Source organism: Kangiella shandongensis (assembly GCF_020005365.1).
GTDB classification, from domain to species: Bacteria; Pseudomonadota; Gammaproteobacteria; order Enterobacterales; family Kangiellaceae; genus Kangiella; species Kangiella shandongensis.
Genome location: NZ_JACNML010000006.1, coordinates 72,147 through 89,094 on the forward strand (window position 1 = coordinate 72,147; position 16,948 = coordinate 89,094).

Annotated in this window: 16 protein-coding genes; 3 read left to right on the top strand and 13 right to left on the bottom strand. The window is 47.1% G+C overall.

All coding sequences use genetic code 11. The features are described 5' to 3' along the window. Positions 1-41: 41 nt before the first annotated feature. From rsfS to miaB, 13 genes are all read right to left on the bottom strand, one after another. Positions 42-386, bottom strand: a complete 345-nt coding sequence (gene rsfS, locus H7708_RS08350) for a ribosome silencing factor (protein WP_223670107.1) — start codon at positions 384-386, stop codon at positions 42-44. Positions 387-394: 8 nt separating this feature from the next. After that, positions 395-1,054, bottom strand: a complete 660-nt coding sequence (gene nadD / locus H7708_RS08355) for a nicotinate-nucleotide adenylyltransferase (protein WP_223670108.1) — start codon at positions 1,052-1,054, stop codon at positions 395-397. Between the two features lie 2 nt (positions 1,055-1,056). Then, on the bottom strand, positions 1,057-2,145 hold the full coding sequence (gene holA / locus H7708_RS08360; protein WP_223670110.1) for a DNA polymerase III subunit delta: 1,089 nt from the start codon (positions 2,143-2,145) through the stop codon (positions 1,057-1,059). Between the two features lie 21 nt (positions 2,146-2,166). Then, positions 2,167-2,679, bottom strand: a complete 513-nt coding sequence (locus H7708_RS08365) for an LPS-assembly lipoprotein LptE (protein WP_223670113.1) — start codon at positions 2,677-2,679, stop codon at positions 2,167-2,169. A gap of 25 nt (positions 2,680-2,704) precedes the next feature. Continuing rightward, the gene (leuS, locus tag H7708_RS08370; protein ID WP_223670115.1) at positions 2,705-5,323 is read right to left on the bottom strand and encodes a leucine--tRNA ligase; all 2,619 of its coding nucleotides are present in this window, start codon (positions 5,321-5,323) and stop codon (positions 2,705-2,707) included. A gap of 178 nt (positions 5,324-5,501) precedes the next feature. After that, positions 5,502-5,966 carry a hypothetical protein gene (locus H7708_RS08375; protein ID WP_223670117.1) on the bottom strand — a complete coding sequence of 155 codons (465 nt, stop codon included), beginning with the start codon at positions 5,964-5,966 and terminating at the stop codon, positions 5,502-5,504. A 119-nt stretch (positions 5,967-6,085) separates the two neighbouring features. After that, on the bottom strand, positions 6,086-6,565 hold the full coding sequence (locus H7708_RS08380; RefSeq protein WP_223670118.1) for a hypothetical protein: 480 nt from the start codon (positions 6,563-6,565) through the stop codon (positions 6,086-6,088). A 28-nt stretch (positions 6,566-6,593) separates the two neighbouring features. Beyond that, entirely contained in the window at positions 6,594-7,004 is a 411-nt protein-coding gene (locus H7708_RS08385) for a hypothetical protein (protein ID WP_223670120.1), read from the bottom strand. Between the two features lie 269 nt (positions 7,005-7,273). After that, on the bottom strand, positions 7,274-8,803 hold the full coding sequence (gene lnt / locus H7708_RS08390) for an apolipoprotein N-acyltransferase (protein WP_223670122.1): 1,530 nt from the start codon (positions 8,801-8,803) through the stop codon (positions 7,274-7,276). A 125-nt stretch (positions 8,804-8,928) separates the two neighbouring features. Continuing rightward, entirely contained in the window at positions 8,929-9,780 is an 852-nt protein-coding gene (locus H7708_RS08395; RefSeq protein WP_223670124.1) for an HlyC/CorC family transporter, read from the bottom strand. Positions 9,781-9,848: 68 nt separating this feature from the next. Further along, positions 9,849-10,334, bottom strand: a complete 486-nt coding sequence (gene ybeY / locus H7708_RS08400) for an rRNA maturation RNase YbeY (RefSeq protein ID WP_223670126.1) — start codon at positions 10,332-10,334, stop codon at positions 9,849-9,851. A gap of 4 nt (positions 10,335-10,338) precedes the next feature. Beyond that, positions 10,339-11,358 carry a PhoH family protein gene (locus H7708_RS08405; protein ID WP_223670127.1) on the bottom strand — a complete coding sequence of 340 codons (1,020 nt, stop codon included), beginning with the start codon at positions 11,356-11,358 and terminating at the stop codon, positions 10,339-10,341. A gap of 31 nt (positions 11,359-11,389) precedes the next feature. Beyond that, positions 11,390-12,739 (bottom strand): tRNA (N6-isopentenyl adenosine(37)-C2)-methylthiotransferase MiaB, encoded by a 1,350-nt coding sequence (miaB, locus tag H7708_RS08410; RefSeq protein WP_223670128.1) that lies wholly within the window; start codon positions 12,737-12,739, stop codon positions 11,390-11,392. Positions 12,740-12,998: 259 nt separating this feature from the next. Here miaB and H7708_RS08415 point away from each other — a divergent pair, with 259 nt between their 5' ends. The 3 genes from H7708_RS08415 (at position 12,999) to H7708_RS08425 (ending at position 16,908) form a co-directional block, all read left to right on the top strand. Continuing rightward, positions 12,999-13,586: a YceI family protein gene (locus H7708_RS08415; protein WP_223670129.1), complete on the top strand. Its 588-nt coding sequence runs from the start codon at positions 12,999-13,001 to the stop codon at positions 13,584-13,586. 172 nt (positions 13,587-13,758) lie between these two features. Continuing rightward, on the top strand, positions 13,759-14,259 hold the full coding sequence (locus H7708_RS08420) for a hypothetical protein (RefSeq protein ID WP_223670131.1): 501 nt from the start codon (positions 13,759-13,761) through the stop codon (positions 14,257-14,259). 435 nt (positions 14,260-14,694) lie between these two features. Then, on the top strand, positions 14,695-16,908 hold the full coding sequence (locus H7708_RS08425; RefSeq protein ID WP_223670133.1) for a M4 family metallopeptidase: 2,214 nt from the start codon (positions 14,695-14,697) through the stop codon (positions 16,906-16,908). The last annotated feature ends 40 nt before the right edge of the window (positions 16,909-16,948 follow it).

Below are 16,948 nucleotides of genomic sequence, written 5' to 3' on the forward strand. Positions count from 1 at the left end.
CTTAAGGCCAGAACTGTTAGCGACCCGATCAGAGCCGGGGGCTAGTTAGAGCGCGCTTCTTTCCAGTTTGGATCCCACAATTTCTCAAGCTGATAAAAATCACGTGTTTGCGCCAGCATAATGTGCACCACCACATCACCTAGATCAACCAGCACCCATTCAGCAACATCATCACCTTCAACCCCAAACGGTTGAACGCCCTGATCCTTCATTTCGCTGATGAGATTATGCGCTACGGATTTGACATGACGGTTTGAGGTACCGCTGGCAACAATCATATAGTCTGTAACAGTGCTTAAATCTTTAACGTCTAATACACTGATTTCTTTAGCTTTTAAGTCTTCCAGTTGCTCTACAACAATATTCTTAACTTGCTCAACTTGCATTGATTACCTTAACTCTTAGGGTTTAAGCCATAAAGGCCATGCTGATACATGTAGTCCAGTATACCATCTGGCAATAGAAATCGGGGTGAAAAGCCTTGATTTATTTGCTCTCGAATGTAACTGGAGGAGATGTCCAGTTGCGGCATCTGGCAAAAGCCTATCTTGCCATGGCTATAACTCGGCAGCTCAGACAAATCATCCAGCGCATACTGATGATAAAAGTCGGCGACAGTGCCGGTAGTTGGTAGCTCACTACTCGGACGCCCCACCACTAATATATTGGTTAACTTAATAAGCTTCTGCCATTCATACCACTGATCAAGTTTGGCAAAAGCATCGGTCCCCATCAGAAAAACGACACAATCGTCAGCCACTTCTTGACGAATTTCTCGCAATGTCACCACACTGTAACTCGGCTCCTGACGCTCCAGCTCTCGCGCATCCACGCCCAATTGCGGATATTGCGCCAGCACTAACTGCAACATTTCAATGCGCTGCTGCGGCGTCGCCCCGGGTTCGGGACGGTGCGGCGGATAAGCTGCCGGCATGAGCGAAACATTAGCATGCGGGAAGCGGTTGAGCATCTCCTGGGTCATACGCAGGTGACCAAAGTGAACCGGATCGAAAGTACCGCCCAGAATAATATGCATGGTCTTATCGTGCGGCATGATTACGACATCCCAAAGGCTTTTTTAAGGTCGCTCAAACCTTCTTTCGCGGCCTTAGTCGGCTCGGTATTTTGAGGAGAAGATGGTTCCCGTGCCCGGAAGGGGTTCACTCCGGCAATAAGACAAACCACATGTGCCATTTCCTGCCACACATCAATATCGGCCTGCCCTTTAATCCCTTTATCGATCATGGTCAATCGTTGGATCATGGCATACCACTTTTTAACGCTGCCCTTACTTAGCGCCACTTGCAGTACTTTTTGCTTTTTCGGCCACACGCGGTTCGCTTTGAAGATGTCAGGAATAGGCGTTCCCGCCGCGACTTCAGTAGACCATTGCGCCAAGTTCTGACATTCACGCAATAACTGATTAACCACAGGCAGCGGGTAAGTCCCTTCAGCCTGAATACTGCTTAGCATCCGCAGGGCGCGCTCGGCCTGCCCCGATAGACAGGCATCGGCCAATTCAAACATTGAGTAGCGAGCGCTTTCACCCACATAGTCACGAATGTTATCACCGGTAATCACCTGATCCTTAGCCAGTAGAGACAACATCTGTAGATCCTGATGCGCTGCTAACAGGTTACCTTCACAACGCTCAATTAGGACTTCGAGCGCATCTTTATCCAGCTGTATCCCAAGACCCGTCGCTCTTTGCCGCAACCAGCCTCCGAGGCGCTCGGCCGGGATTGGCCACACCTCGACCACAATACCTGCCTGCTCTAACGTCTTAAACCAGGAGGTTCGCTTTTCGTTAGACAGTTTTGGTGCCGTTATGAGTAAGACATCGCTCGGCTGGCTGCTTAAGAAACTTTGGATCGCCTCGCCCTGAGCTTTTTTAATTGACTTATCAAAGCGCCACTCAAGCAAACGGCTTTCCGCAAATAAAGACATAGTTCCCGCCTGATCCAACAGTGGGTTACTCGCATTCGAGTCTTCGATGAGCTGTCGTTCAAGAATACCCTGCGCTTTACAGTGTGCTCGAATTTGATCGGCCGCTTCCATTTTCTGCCAAGGTTCATCGCCGGCCACCAGATACACTGGGTAGTGCTGGTTCAGTGCTTGCTGTAATTTCTCTGGATAAACCTTCACGGGATTTTTCGTTTCCTGCCGTTACGGATTTGCTTTCAAATGGTGTGTTGTCGCCATTTGAAGGAGTAGACGACTAATGACATCCTGATGCATGTCGGCGATCAAACGCTGCTGCTCATTTTCCTGACCAGATTCCAGGGTTCGCTGGTAGGCAAACTCGCGGCGACTGTTTAACGTCTGTGTCTGCGGCTCACCTTCGGTCACCATCGCCGGTGTCAGCAACTGATATTGCAGCGTGAAGATCAATTCCAGCTCACTGGCGCGACCAAAGCTGTCCCGGGCAACCGTACGTTTCTCAGTATTGTAGCCGACAATAGCGAGCTGCATTTGTGAGTCTTCTGCCGCCTTAACCAAGTTCGCTCCCTGATACGCAAGGCGCTGTTTCAGGGTACGCTCAAACTCGGCATCCGGAGTCTGACTGATAAGCCAGACTCTGGCATCATCCAGCTCAGTGCCCGCGCCACGCAAATGAAAGCCGCAAGCGGTCACAAGACCGCTGAAAGCCAGCAATATAGTAATTAGACGTGTCTTCATTAAGATCCTAGTGTATTAACGTCGCTTAATTTGCAACGATATTAACCAGTTTACCCGGAACAACGATCACTTTGCGCACCGTGTTGCCATCAATAAACTTCTTCACATTATCATCAGCCAAAGCCTGTGCTTCAACCGCTTCTTTCGAGGCGCTGGCAGGCACGGTAATTTTTGCACGAACCTTACCATTGACCTGAACCACGATCAGCTTCTCATCCTGTACCATGGCGTCTTTATCAGCAACCGGCCAGGTAGCGTCCACGACATCCGTACGCTCTGTATCGTTAGCCAGCTCACCCAACACAGTCCATAGCTCTGAGCAGATATGCGGCACGATCGGCGCTAGCAGTAAGACTGCAACTTCTAATGCTTCATGCAGAACCGCCCGGTCCTGCTCGGACATTTCTTCTGCTTTCGCCGCATGGTTTATCAACTCCATCACCGCTGCGATAGCCGTATTGAAAGTATAACGGCGTGCGTAATCATCGGTAACTTTAGCAATCGTTTCATGTGTTTTGCGACGCAATGCTTTCTGATCCGCGTTCAAATTACTGCGATCTAACGCCACAACCGCACCTTTTTGCTGGTGTGACTGCACCATTTTCCACAGGCGACGTAGGAAACGTAGCGAACCGTCCACAGCAGAATCCTGCCACTCCAAAGCCTGATCCGGTGGCGAGGCGAACATGGTATACAAGCGCATGGTATCAGCACCGTATTGCTCCACCATCGACTGTGGGTCAATACCATTATTTTTCGACTTGGACATTTTCGTCATGCCGGCATGAGTCACCTGATTGCCGTCTTTATCAACGGCTTTGACGATATGACCTTTATCATCACGTTCCTGCACTTCGACTTCGAGTGGCGAAACCCAGTGACGCGCACCTTTCTCATCGGTGTAATAAAACGCATCCGCCAAAACCATGCCTTGGCAGAGTAGCTTTTTCGCTGGCTCGTCAGAATTGACCAGACCGATATCGCGCAGCAACTTGTGGAAGAAGCGGAAATACATCAGGTGCATGGTGGCGTGCTCGATGCCGCCGATATACTGATCCACCGGTAGCCAGTAATTGGCCTGCTCAGGGTTCAGCATTCCGTCTTCATAATCTGGACTGGTGTAACGCGCGTAGTACCAACTCGACTCCATAAAGGTATCGAAGGTATCGGTTTCACGGATGCCTTCAACGCCATCGACCACGGCTTTCTTCCACTTGTCATCGGTATTCAACGGGCTGGTCACGCCGTCCATCACCACATCTTCCGGCAAGCGTACTGGCAACTGATCTTCAGGAGCTGGTACTACCGAGCCATCCGGCATATTGATCATCGGGATCGGCGCGCCCCAGTAACGCTGACGGGAAACGCCCCAGTCACGCAAACGATAATTAACGGTTTTTTCGCCCTTGCCCAAAGACTCTAATTTCTCAGCAATAGCATTAAATGCCTTATCAAAAGATAAGCCATCAAACTCATCGGAATTAAACAAAGTACCTTTTTCAACATAGGCCGCTTCGCTGATATCCAGCTCAGAGCCGTCGGCTGGCTGAATCACCGGAGCTTTATCAATGCCGTACTTAGTAGCAAATTCCCAGTCACGTTGATCGTGCGCCGGTACCGCCATCACCGCACCGGTGCCGTAATCCATCAAGACAAAGTTAGCGACCCAGATCGGTACATCTTTACCCGTTAATGGATGCTTGGCGTACAGGCCTGTTGCCATGCCTTTCTTTTCCATGGTTGCCATTTCGGCTTCTGACATTTTGCTGTTTTTGCATTCATCCACAAACTCAGCAAGCTCAGGGTTGTTTTTAGACGCCATCGCAGCAACCGGGTGACCTGCGGCAACCGCCAGATAGGTGACGCCATACAGCGTGTCCGGGCGTGTGGTGTAGACACGAAGGTTATCGCTGTGATCATTCTCATCGCCAAAACCAAACTCAACTTCCACCCCTTCCGAGCGACCGATCCAATTGCGCTGCATGGTCTTGACCATATCCGGCCAACCTTCCAGCTTGTCCAGATCTGCCAGCAATTCATCGGCGTATTCCGTGATTTTAATAAACCACTGTGGAATTTCCTTCTGCTCCACCGGCGTGTCACAGCGCCAGCAGGCTCCTTCCACTACCTGCTCATTAGCCAATACCGTCTGATCATTCGGGCACCAGTTAACCGAGGATGTCTTCTTATAGACCAGACCCTTTTCATACAACTTAGTGAAGAACCACTGTTCCCAACGATAGTACTCAGGCTGACAAGTCGCTAACTCACGATCCCAGTCATAGGCAAAGCCCAGCATTTTCAGCTGGCCTTTCATGTATTCGATATTTTCGTAGGTCCAGGGTGCGGGCGACGCCTTATTTTTCACCGCCGCATTCTCCGCCGGTAATCCGAACGCATCCCAACCGATCGGCTGCAACACATTTTTGCCCTGCATCCGCTGGAAACGCGCGATCACATCGCCAATCGTATAGTTTCGCACATGACCCATGTGTAGACGGCCACTTGGATAGGGAAACATGCTCAGACAGTAATACTTCTCTTTCGAAGCGTCTTCGACTGCTTTAAAGGTTTTATTCTTTTGCCACTTCTCTTGAATTTTTCCTTCAATTTCAGAAGGTTGGTAGTGCTCAGTTAGTTGCATTGTCAAAAAATTCTTTAATTATGGAATCGGATTAGGAGGAATCAGGCGCAAAGCCCCACAAAGCCTCAACTAGAAACCGTTAATGTTACCTGAGAGGGGGGATAGCAACAAGCTTTCAGCTCTATTAAAGGCAAAAGTACTAGAGGCAAAATACTGGGAGTTCGCTTTAAAATTTGACCTACCAGGACTTCTGTTCACTTTTTTCTGGGATATCAATACTTGAAACCCGATATTGACCATCCTCCAGCGGCTGAATATCCAGCATCTTTCCCGCAGGCAGGTCATCTTCGTTAAAGTCCAACTTCTCGGATAGCTGCTTATCTAACTCACTGACAAGCTTTTGATGACCTGATTTGGCTATTGCGTTTCCAATACCAAAACAGGCCACTCCCAAAGTTGCTATTGGGCCAGGATATGCTTGCAGGAATTGCGTGAAAGTCATTCCTGCGACAGGATCATAATAAACAGTTTCTGGCCCGGAGATCATAAAATATCCACCGACCAAGCCAATAATAATCCCGATAACAATGAATAGAATAGAGATATTGTTACGACTACCACTCGGCTCGGGTAATTCAAGATATAGGTCTACGGGTAAATCATCTGGACTATATTTTGTCTGTTGGAAGTTGTTATTTTCCATGTATTCTACCTGCTATTAAAATCTAATACTCAGCTTCGTAGGTTGGTGTTGAGGTTCATTCGTCACCCCAACCTATCTCAACTTAACTACTTTAAAGGTTTTATTCTGATGACACTTCCCTATTTTTTAACAACAGGTCCCGAGTCCTGCTCGACTTCTTTCGGCTGAGCGACCTCCTGTGACATTTCCTCTGGCGCATCCACAAGCTCCAAGCGGAATCTCCCAGAATCAAGCGGTGCAATATTTAATAACTTCCCCTCAGGCAGCTCGTCTTCAGAAAAGCTCATCTGGTCACTGAGCTGCTTATCAATTTTTTGAAGGTGTTTCTGATCCATCTGATTACGTATGGCATTACTGATAGCTACCAGGATAAAGCCCATAGAAGCAATTGGTCCCGGATATGCTTTAAAGAAAAATTCAATATCGGGTAAACTGTAACTGACTCGTTCAGGCCCCCAGATAATAAAATAGCCGCCAACCAGAATTAAGCCGATACCAATAAAACTGAGTAACAAAAAAATGCTGGTACCCAAACCACCTGACTCGGCTACATCTAACTCAATGTCGACGGGTAAATCTTCTAAAGAATGTTTTTTCATCATATGCTCCTTGTTATCTTTAAACTTTCTATTGGTTCTGAAAGCTCACTCGATAACGCTGTTCTCCAATGCCAATAAGCCTGATCTTCCGACCATCACTTAATTCGTTATTCTCTATTCCAAGCAATTCATTAACACGCCTTATCGCTTCCTGATCTTTTTTGTGACTACTTAACACAAAAATAAATGCACCCAGGATCGTTATTGGGCCGGTCAACATCAAAACGTAGCGAGGGTTAGCGACGAGGAAATCCATCATGTTATAACTTCTCAACATAACCGCCCCTCCCGCAAACATTTGATACAAAGCCCATAAAGAACCAACTAGACCGATGCAACAAACGATGATGCCCAGCACTTGCACAACTTTGCTTTTCGGCGGTAAGTCTTGAAAACTAATATCGAAAGGAATGTCTTTAACACTATAATTATTGTCCATAATATGTCCTTATGCTTACTTTTACGTCATCCGTTGGGGTCAATATTCGCGACTCCTGCAATACCTCAGCACTGCCTAAACAGGGTGGGTATAACTCAAATCGCTGGCCGGCATTCTATCAGGCATAGACAACATTTCAAACACCTCTTATATTTATCTAAAAATATAAGAATGAGCTTCTTAGCCACAGAGTGTTGAGACCCAGTCTCCTGCTCTTAGAGCATATAGGACAGGTTAGCTATGCGTACCCATCGAAAATAAGCACTATGCTACTTTCGAGGTTTCTTAAGCACAAAGGCCGACACTAACAAACTCGCTGCCAGCACCAGCAACCCCCAATAGCCATATTTTAGAAACCAGGTCGGTTTATTATCCAGAATAAAGGCACCAGCCAGAACGTCACGTTCGAAGCGAGGAACTTGATCCAGCACGCGACCTTGCGAATCAATCACGGCGGTTAAGCCGTTGTTGGTACCACGAATGACGGGCAAACCGGTTTCGATGGCACGCATCTGAGCTATCTGAAAATGTTGCAGCGGCCCCCAGCTATCGCCAAACCAGGTGTCATTACTGATGGTTAAAATGGCGGTGAATTGATCTTGTGACTTTTGGCCGAGACTTTGAATTAAACCAGAGAAAGCTATTTCATAACAAATAGCCGGTACCAGAGCTGCTTTTTCCGTGCGTAATGGCTCCTGCTCCGGACTACCTGGCGTGAAGCTGGACATCGGCAGATCAAAAAAGTCGATGGCACCGCGGAGCAGTTCGGTAAACGGAATATACTCGCCGAACGGTACCAGCTGCTGTTTATGGTAGGCCTGATTCTGCTCGCCGAGGAGACGTATACCGGAATAATAAATCGATTTATTATCTGGCTCATACATGGGAATACCGGTAATAAACTGGCTGTCGCTGTTCAGAGCCTTCTGCTCGATCTGGTACATCAAACCTTGTACCCGGTTTTCAAAAGATGGAATTCCACCCTCCGGCCACACCACGAGGTCAGCTCCCCAGTAAGGCTCGGTCTGTTCAAACAGATCGTTCATGATCGAATTAAAATACTCTGGGTTCCACTTAATATGTTGATCCACGTTCGGCTGAATCAAGGCCAGAGTTAACGTCTGCTCTTTCTCAGGCTCCTTTGAAAATAGATACAGGGTCGAAGCAAAAGGAATCGCTAACACCATCAAGATTGGCAAAATAAAGCGGCGTTGCTGCGCATAACCTTTGCTCGCAACCACCTCTGATAAAAAACAGCTCAGCACGACCACAAATAAGGTCACGCCATGCACTCCCAGAAACGAGGCGAGTCCTTGCATCAATGCTTCGGTCTGACTGTAACCCGCATATAACCACGGAAAACTGACAAAGCCTGAGCCTCGGGCAATATCGAGACCGACCCACAGTAGACTGAACATAATGATACGTGAGATTAGTGAGTACTGACTGAAGAATTTCTGCATGGCCCAGCCGAGCAAAGCAAAGAACAAGGCGAGAATGGCAGCGAATAAAATCGTCAGGATAACAGCCAATGGCGGCGAAGCATTTCCGAAAGTATTAATCGAGACATAAACCCACGAAACGCCTGCACAAAAAAGCCCAAAACCATAGCCCCAGCCGAGCCGAAAAGCTTTCTTCGGGGATTTATCGGTAATTAACCACCAAAAGGTTGCGATGGATAACAGCGCTAATGGCCACCATTTCAATGGGGCGAAGGCCAGGGGATAAATGGCACCAGCTATTAAGGCAACAAAAAATGCCAGCCAGCCTGTCGGACTGGCAAATTTATCTGTCATCATTGACTCTCTATCGTATTATTATCAGTTAATCGGTTTCGTTTTCTTAGTTTCTAGAAGAAAGTTTACTTGATTAGCCCAGTAGACACCTTCCAAGAGAGAAGCCTGTTTTCCTAAACAGGCCAATATTAAACAGACTCTTCACTCACCAAAGGCTTGACCCGCAGCAAATGAACACGACGTTGATCGGCATTAAGCACGGTAAATTTGAAATCACCCATGGTAATGGCTTCATCCCGTGCTGGCATATGCCCGAACTTGTTAACTAACAAGCCGCCGATAGTGTCGAATTCTTGATCCGAAAAGTCTGAACCTAAGCGTTCATTAAAGTCTTCGATATCGGTTTGCGCTTTAATGATGTACTCACCATTTGAATGCAGTTTGATATTACTTTCTTCTTCGTCGATATCAAACTCATCTTCAATATCTCCAACAATCTGCTCCAATACGTCTTCGATGGTAACTAAGCCGGAAACACAGCCATACTCATCAACAACAATTGCCATATGATTACGCTTGGAACGAAATTCTGTTAACAAAATATCCAGGCGTTTACTTTCAGGAATGATATAAGCCGGACGCAAAACGTCCTTGATGTCGAAGTTGTCTTTTCCCTCATCATCAAAGGCATAACTCAGCAGCTCTTTGGCCAGCATAATGCCTTCAATATCATCACGGTTTTCACCCACCACAGGATAGCGCGAGTGTCGTGTTTCGCTGACTATCGGTAAGATTTCCTGCAGCGATGCATCTTCATGGATCACGTTCATTTGCGACCGAGGGATCATAATGTCGCGTACCTGCATTTCAGCAACCTGCAACACCCCTTCCATCATCGCCAGGGAGTCAGTTTTTATCAGTTTATCGTCTTTGGCTACCCGCAGCACGTCGACCAGTTGCTGGCGATCTTGGGGTTCGGTGTGGAATATATCGAAAATTCGTTGAAAAAAGCTCCTCGACGGAGGTTTGTCATCGCTCATTGCGCTTTATCTTGTCCTCTAATTACCTGAAAATTCATTGAAAACCAATAGGATACTAATGATGATGGTTAGTCTTCAATGTGATATGGATCATCAATACCCAGCTGAGCCAAAATCGCGACTTCTATCGCTTCCATGACTTCAGCTTCATCGTCATTTATATGATCGTAGCCTAACAAATGCAAGCACCCGTGAATGGTCATGTGTGCCCAATGGTCAAATAGCGCTTTTTCTTGTTGCTCGGCTTCTGCCGCAACCACCTCGGCACAAATAGCCAAGTCGCCCAAAATCCGCTCTTCAGGCATTAGTTCCTGAGGCAACCCCTGCGGCAATTCAAACGGAAAAGACAATACATTGGTTGGTCTGTCTTTGCCACGATATTGATGGTTCAACGACTGGCTTTCATCAGCGGATATGATGCGCACGGTAACGGCCGTGATCTGCTCTTCATTCAAATGCTGTAACGCAGTGTTCAACCAGGTTGTGAATTGAGCTTCGCTCGGTAACTCGGTGGCCTCACAGGCAACTTGTAATTCAAGATCTAATTCGCTCATCAATTTACAGCTTCTTAGCGGCGTCATTGGCGGTATCAGCTGAGCGCTTGGCTTCTGCCGAATCTGCTTCTTCGTACGCCTGCACAATTCGCTGCACCACCGGGTGACGCACCACGTCTTTTGACTGGAAGAAGGTGAAGCTGATGCCGTCGACATGCTTTAACACATCGATCACATGGCGTAACCCCGACTTTTGTCCACGCGGTAAATCCACCTGCGTGATATCACCCGTGACGACCGCTTTCGAACTGAAGCCAATACGCGTCAGGAACATTTTCATCTGCTCAATCGTGGTGTTCTGGCTTTCGTCCAGAATAATAAAGGCATCATTCAAAGTACGACCACGCATATAGGCTAATGGAGCCACTTCGATGACATTACGCTCCATCAGTTTAGCCACTTTCTCAAAGCCAAACATTTCATACAGGGCGTCATACAGAGGACGTAAATAAGGATCCACTTTCTGCGCCAGATCGCCCGGTAAAAAACCTAAACGTTCACCAGCTTCCACCGCAGGGCGGGTTAACAAGATACGACGCACCTGCTGTTTTTCCCAGGCATCGACCGCGCTAGCAACGGCAAGATAGGTTTTACCCGTGCCCGCAGGTCCGATCCCAAAGCTAATGTCGTGGTGAATGATATTCTGCAAATACTGTTTTTGATTTGGACTACGCGGTTTAATTAAGCCACGCTTGGTCACCAATTTAACATCATCATCGACGTGACCTTTAGGCTGAGCGTTTTCCAGCTCGGTCGAAATTTCCTGGATAGCCAGATGAACATCGGCGCTATCCAATAATTTTTTCTTGACGGTGTCGGCGTATAACTTCTCCACCACCTGACGAGCTGCCGCTGTATTAACGCCATCACCAATCAGACTGACCGAGTTACCGCGCACATTGACCTCAACACCCAGTCGACGTTCTATATGCTTTAGATGCTCATCCAAATAGCCGCATAAAGCTGATAACCGATCATTATCAGCCGGCAGCAAATCAAAAGTTTCGTTTGCTAGTTGTGACAAAAAATATCCTTTGCAATGATGTTAACGGCGCTTAGTGAACCAGACCATCCGGCTCAAACTCACCGCGTAATGAATTAGGGAATGCCTCAGTAATAGTGACTTCCGCAAACTGACCAATCAAGCTGTGGGGACCTACAAAGTTCACGATGCGATTATTTTCAGTACGACCGCGTAGCTCCATTGGATCTTTCTTAGAAGGGCCTTCGACCAGAATCTTCTCTTTATTACCAACCATATTACGGCTGATAGAAAAGGCTTGCTGGTTAATACGTTGCTGTAAAATCGACAGGCGCTGTTTCTTCACTTCCATCGGTGTGTCATCCACGATGTCCGACGCTGGTGTACCTGGGCGTGCACTATAGATAAAGCTGAATGAGTGATCGTATCCAATCTCACCGATTAACTTCATGGTATCTTCAAAATCCGCTTCACTTTCACCCGGGAAGCCAATGATAAAGTCCGAAGACATCGACATATTCGGGCGAATTTTACGCAAGCGACGAATTTTTGACTTATACTCAAGCGCCGTGTGACCACGTTTCATCATGGCGAGTACGCGATCGGAGCCGCTCTGTACCGGTAAGTGTAAATGACTCACCAACTCCGGCACTTCAGCGTAAACTTCAATTAAACGATCAGAGAATTCAACCGGGTGCGATGTGGTGAAACGAATACGATCGATACCGTCAATCGCTGCCACATAGGTAATCAGCTCAGCTAAATCTGCGGTGTGACCCTCGTGCGTTGGACCTCGATAAGCATTCACATTCTGACCCAGCAGGTTAATTTCACGCACGCCCTGCTCAGCCAGTTGCGCACACTCGGCTAACACATCGTCAAACGGACGACTGACTTCTTCGCCGCGGGTGTAAGGCACAACACAGAACGAACAATATTTCGAGCAACCTTCCATAATGGAGACAAATGCTGTCGGGCCCTCGGCGCGCGGTTCAGGTAAACGGTCAAACTTCTCAATTTCAGGGAAGGTAATATCAACCACGGCTTTCTTTTTACCGTCCTTTGCACTCGCTTCTTTGATCATTTCAGGTAAACGGTGCAAGGTTTGTGGTCCGAAAATCACATCAACGTAAGGCGCGCGTTGGCGAATCGCATCACCTTCCTGCGAAGCCACACAGCCACCCACACCAATGATCAAATCAGGGTTATTTTTTTTCAGGTTTTTCCATTGCCCTAGTTGAGAAAACACTTTCTCCTGAGCTTTTTCACGGATCGAGCAAGTGTTCAGCAAGACCACATCCGCTTCTTCTGCCGACGACGCTGCTTCTAAACCGTGAGTTTTATTCAGTAGATCCGACATACGCGACGAATCATACTCGTTCATCTGGCAGCCCCAGGTTTTGATAAATAGTTTCTTGCTCATGTGACCTTGCTTGCTCCTGACGCTTAGCAATTTCGCTAAATTTAGCCGATTTGTTTAAAAAAGGGCGCGAATTATACCATCAGCAGCCCTTCCTAAGCCAGTATTGATTGGCTATTTTTTAAGCAAGACCATGTTACCACAAGTCCCGTGTTCATTAGGTTTCACCTTAAAAAAATCTTGTCATATTCACTTTTTCTTCAGAAGAATTTGTTACACTCAATACCATTCAGTGAAATTTACTCAACAGATGGAGTATCCAATGTTAACTAAAGTCTTAATCGGTTCGCTGCTAAGCTTGGCTGGCCTCAACGCACACGCCGGCTGGACAGTGGATCCGCAGCAGTCGGAAATTAACTTTATTAGCGTTAAAAACGATGCTGTAGGCGAAACTCACCATTTTAAAACCTTTAGTGGCGACTTAACTGACGCTGGTAAGTTAAGTATTACGATTGATTTAAATAGCGTTGATACGGGTATTGAAATTCGTGATCAGCGCCTTAAGGAATATTTGTTCGATACAGAGCAGTTTCCGGCGGCGACTTTAAACGCTGAGATTGAACCAGCCTTTATCGGCAGCCTGGAAGGGACCAACCCGGTCAAATACCCGCTACAGGCGACACTCAGTATCGCTGGCAACTCTGTACTATTAAATACTGAAGTGACTGTCCAACCCATCAGCACGCAAACATTACGAGTCACTAACAGTAAACCTATCTTACTTTCCGCTAAGGCACTTGGTGTCGTCGAGGGCGTTAATAAGTTACGCGAAATTGCCGGATTAAAGAGTATTGATTATGTGGTCCCTGTAACCTTTGATATCTCTTTACAACAAGAGAAAAGTGAATAAGACCAAATAGTTAGTCCAATTATCCTGGCGGCTTTTTTAGCCGCCATTTTTTTGCCCGATTCAATAAAGTTTCTATCATTTTGTTCCCAGATTAACTCCACAAAGATGCGGTTTAATAACACCATCGAGCAACGAGATAGCTCAAACCAAAAACGAGTTTAAGGAGAACACCATGACTATTGTAAGCCTACTAAAGAAACTATCGGTAACAGCATTAACTATTACAGCCATCACTATGACCACTGCCAGCTATGCCGATCAACCAACGGAGCCACTGGAAAACGTTAAGCTGTTTGGTGTGGTAAACACCATCGACGAATCTCGTCAGGTACGACACTTGCAGCCTAGCTCAAGCAGCATTAAACAAGAGCATAAAGATGGGTTAACCATTCTGACCCTGTCACAAACTTTTAAGAATAACAGCGAGGCTCCACTGGAAGGCTACTATCACTTGCCTCTACCAAATCCAGGCGCCTTGCTTAACTACGAGGTCACGTCTGATCAAGCTGTTGTCGAGCTGGATGACCCACAGCAGCTAAGCTTAAAACAAGGTGAAAGCATTACCTATCAAGTTCGCTACGAGTTGAATTCTCAGTTACTGGTTGGCTTTCATCAAACCAGCGAGCTGGATTTAGAGCAACAGTTGAATCAAAACAGCATTGCACAAAACTGATTTCGTTCCCCCAGCATAGGACAAATGGACACGGACGTTACCCCAGAACATTGTTATCCCCAAATGCAGTTAGTTACTGCCAATAAAATAACAATAAGAGACTCTCCTCCACACTGACATTATGGGCGCTTAGCGCCCTTTTTTTATTTAAAGCTCAAAACAACCTTTCATATCTGCATCTTACGCAAAGTCAGTTTTGACCAATGTGGGCAGCGGCTCACACTGCATTAATCACTTCTATCACAAAGCTACAGAACGCTACAAAGTAACACCGCCTAATAATTGAACAAGGGGTAAGGCACTGTTAGCGTACCTAGCGTGTTTAGGAAATATTTCCGTTAAAACTAAACACTTTGCTGAGGTTATACCTAGCAGTTCCCCTCCAACAGTAGGTTATCCTCAGCTTTTTTATTAAAAAAAGAGAAGGAGAAGTTTATGAACACTAGTTCAAGGTTCATGTTAAGTGCTGTATCGTTGTGCATGCTGACCGCCGTTAGTCATGCCGCCGAACGACAGTCACTACGTGACAACCCCACCGTCAATAACCTGATTGCTGAGCAGCAGGCTCTACCGGGTTCAATTTCGATGAACGCCAAGCAAATCGCTGGCTTAACCAGCAGCAGTGACGCACTCCAGGTTCGCAAAAGCTATCACAACGCTAACGGCAATGTGACCAAGCGCTATCAGCAGTACTATAAAGGCATCCCTGTAGTCGGCGATGACGTTATTATTACTCGCAAAGCCTCGGGGGCGTTTGCTTTTGCCCACGGTGCCGTACTGAGTGATATTGAACAGGACGTACCAAACGTTAAGCCAGATATCACATCAGCCGAAGCCTTATCCATCGCCAAAAATACTCAGCCGCTCAGCGTTACCAGTAAAACCAGTCGTATAACGCAACAGGTTGAAAACGAATCCTCTCAGCTTGTGATCTGGCAAGATAACAGTGGCGTTGCCAAGCTGGCCTATTCTGTGAGTTATGTCGCATACGGTGAATCACCATCACGTCCACAGATGTTTATTGATGCGAAAACTGGTGATGTTTTGCACTCGTATAACAACTTGCAAACTGCTGATGCTACCGGGCCTGGGGGTAACCAGAAGACCGGGCAATATTTTTACGGCACGGACTTTGATCCAATGAACGTGGCTCAATCCGGCGGTACTTGTTCAATGAGTAACACCAATGTTGAAACGGTGAATATGAACCATGCAACCTATGGTGGCGACATACACAGCTTTGACTGTCCTGAAAATACGGTAAAGCAAATTAACGGTGCTTACTCTCCGTTAAACGATGGTCATTTCTTTGGTGGCGTAGTGTTTAACATGTACAGCGACTGGTTCAATACCGCCCCGCTAACGCAAAAACTTCGTGTGCGCGTTCACTACAGCAACAACTACGAGAATGCTTTCTGGGACGGGCAACAAATGACCTTTGGTGACGGTGCCAGCACTTTCTATCCGCTGGTTTCATTGGATGTGATGGCGCACGAAGTGAGTCACGGTTTCACCGAGCAAAACTCAGGCCTGGTCTACAGCGGAAAATCAGGCGGCTTAAACGAAGCCTTCTCTGATATGGCGGGTGAAGCAGCAGAGTTTTATATGCATGGCAGTAACGACTTCCTGGTTGGCGAACAAATCTTTAAGTCTGACGGTGCACTTCGTTATATGAACAACCCACCGCAGGATGGTAGTTCTATCGATCACCAGGACGATTATTATTCTGGTATGGATGTTCACCATAGCTCAGGCGTATTTAACAAGGCCTTCTACCTGTTGGCGACCACTACTAACTGGGATACCAAAAAGGCGTTCGAGGTTTACACCAAGGCAAACCAGAGCTACTGGACCTCCAGCACTAACTGGGATAATGCCGGTGACGGTGTCTTAGACGCTGCCTGTGACTTAGGTTATGACGTCAACGAGGTTAATGCCACATTGCAAGCTGTTGGTGTAAACAGTAGTGTCAGCCCTGGACGCGAATGCGGACAAGATCCAACGGATCCACCAACCGATAACGTCCTTGAAAATGGTGTTCCAGAAACGGATCTTTCGGCTTCGACCGGCGACGACATCATGTACACCATGGAAGTACCAACCGGCGCGACCGATATCAGCTTCACTATCACGGGTGGTTCAGGCGATGCCGATCTGTATGTCCGTAAAGGCTCAGAGCCAACTGACTCAAGCTACGACTGCCGTCCATACAAAAACGGCAACGAAGAAAGTTGCTCCGGCTCAGGTGGTGGGACTTATTACATTCGTGTAAAAGCCTACAGTAGCTTCTCTGGCGTCACATTAACCGGTAGCTATAATGACGGTGGCGATCCAACGACTCCACCAGTCGACGAAACTTATAGCAATATCTCGGTGGCACAAGGTGGCTGGGAGTATTTCACTCAAGACTTAAACGGTGATTACAGTACACTGACCGTCACCATCACTGGCGGCACTGGCGATGCCGATCTGTACGTTCGTCATGGTTCACAGCCAACAACATCAAGTTATGACTGCCGTCCATACAAGTGGGGCAACGAAGAAACCTGTACCTTCAACGCACCACAGTCGGGTACCTGGCACATCGGTATCCGTGGTTATAACGCAGTTTCAGGACTCAACTTAACTATTGAAGCAACGCCACAATAAACGGGTTTGGCTTCCACAGCCATTTGCGCACAAGGATGTG

What these genes read in the sequence shown, in the direction of transcription:
- rsfS (WP_223670107.1), bottom strand. Translation starts at nt 386, where the DNA reads ATGCAAGTTGAGCAAGTTAAGAATATTGTTGTAGAGCAACTGGAAGAC.
- nadD (WP_223670108.1), bottom strand. Translation starts at nt 1,054, where the DNA reads ATGCCGCACGATAAGACCATGCATATTATTCTGGGCGGTACTTTCGAT.
- H7708_RS08365 (WP_223670113.1), bottom strand. Translation starts at nt 2,679, where the DNA reads ATGAAGACACGTCTAATTACTATATTGCTGGCTTTCAGCGGTCTTGTG.
- leuS (WP_223670115.1), bottom strand. Translation starts at nt 5,323, where the DNA reads ATGCAACTAACTGAGCACTACCAACCTTCTGAAATTGAAGGAAAAATT.
- H7708_RS08375 (WP_223670117.1), bottom strand. Translation starts at nt 5,966, where the DNA reads ATGGAAAATAACAACTTCCAACAGACAAAATATAGTCCAGATGATTTA.
- H7708_RS08380 (WP_223670118.1), bottom strand. Translation starts at nt 6,565, where the DNA reads ATGAAAAAACATTCTTTAGAAGATTTACCCGTCGACATTGAGTTAGAT.
- H7708_RS08385 (WP_223670120.1), bottom strand. Translation starts at nt 7,004, where the DNA reads ATGGACAATAATTATAGTGTTAAAGACATTCCTTTCGATATTAGTTTT.
- lnt (WP_223670122.1), bottom strand. Translation starts at nt 8,803, where the DNA reads ATGATGACAGATAAATTTGCCAGTCCGACAGGCTGGCTGGCATTTTTT.
- H7708_RS08395 (WP_223670124.1), bottom strand. Translation starts at nt 9,780, where the DNA reads ATGAGCGATGACAAACCTCCGTCGAGGAGCTTTTTTCAACGAATTTTC.
- ybeY (WP_223670126.1), bottom strand. Translation starts at nt 10,334, where the DNA reads ATGAGCGAATTAGATCTTGAATTACAAGTTGCCTGTGAGGCCACCGAG.
- miaB (WP_223670128.1), bottom strand. Translation starts at nt 12,739, where the DNA reads ATGAGCAAGAAACTATTTATCAAAACCTGGGGCTGCCAGATGAACGAG.
- H7708_RS08415 (WP_223670129.1), top strand. Translation starts at nt 12,999, where the DNA reads ATGTTAACTAAAGTCTTAATCGGTTCGCTGCTAAGCTTGGCTGGCCTC.
- H7708_RS08420 (WP_223670131.1), top strand. Translation starts at nt 13,759, where the DNA reads ATGACTATTGTAAGCCTACTAAAGAAACTATCGGTAACAGCATTAACT.
- H7708_RS08425 (WP_223670133.1), top strand. Translation starts at nt 14,695, where the DNA reads ATGAACACTAGTTCAAGGTTCATGTTAAGTGCTGTATCGTTGTGCATG.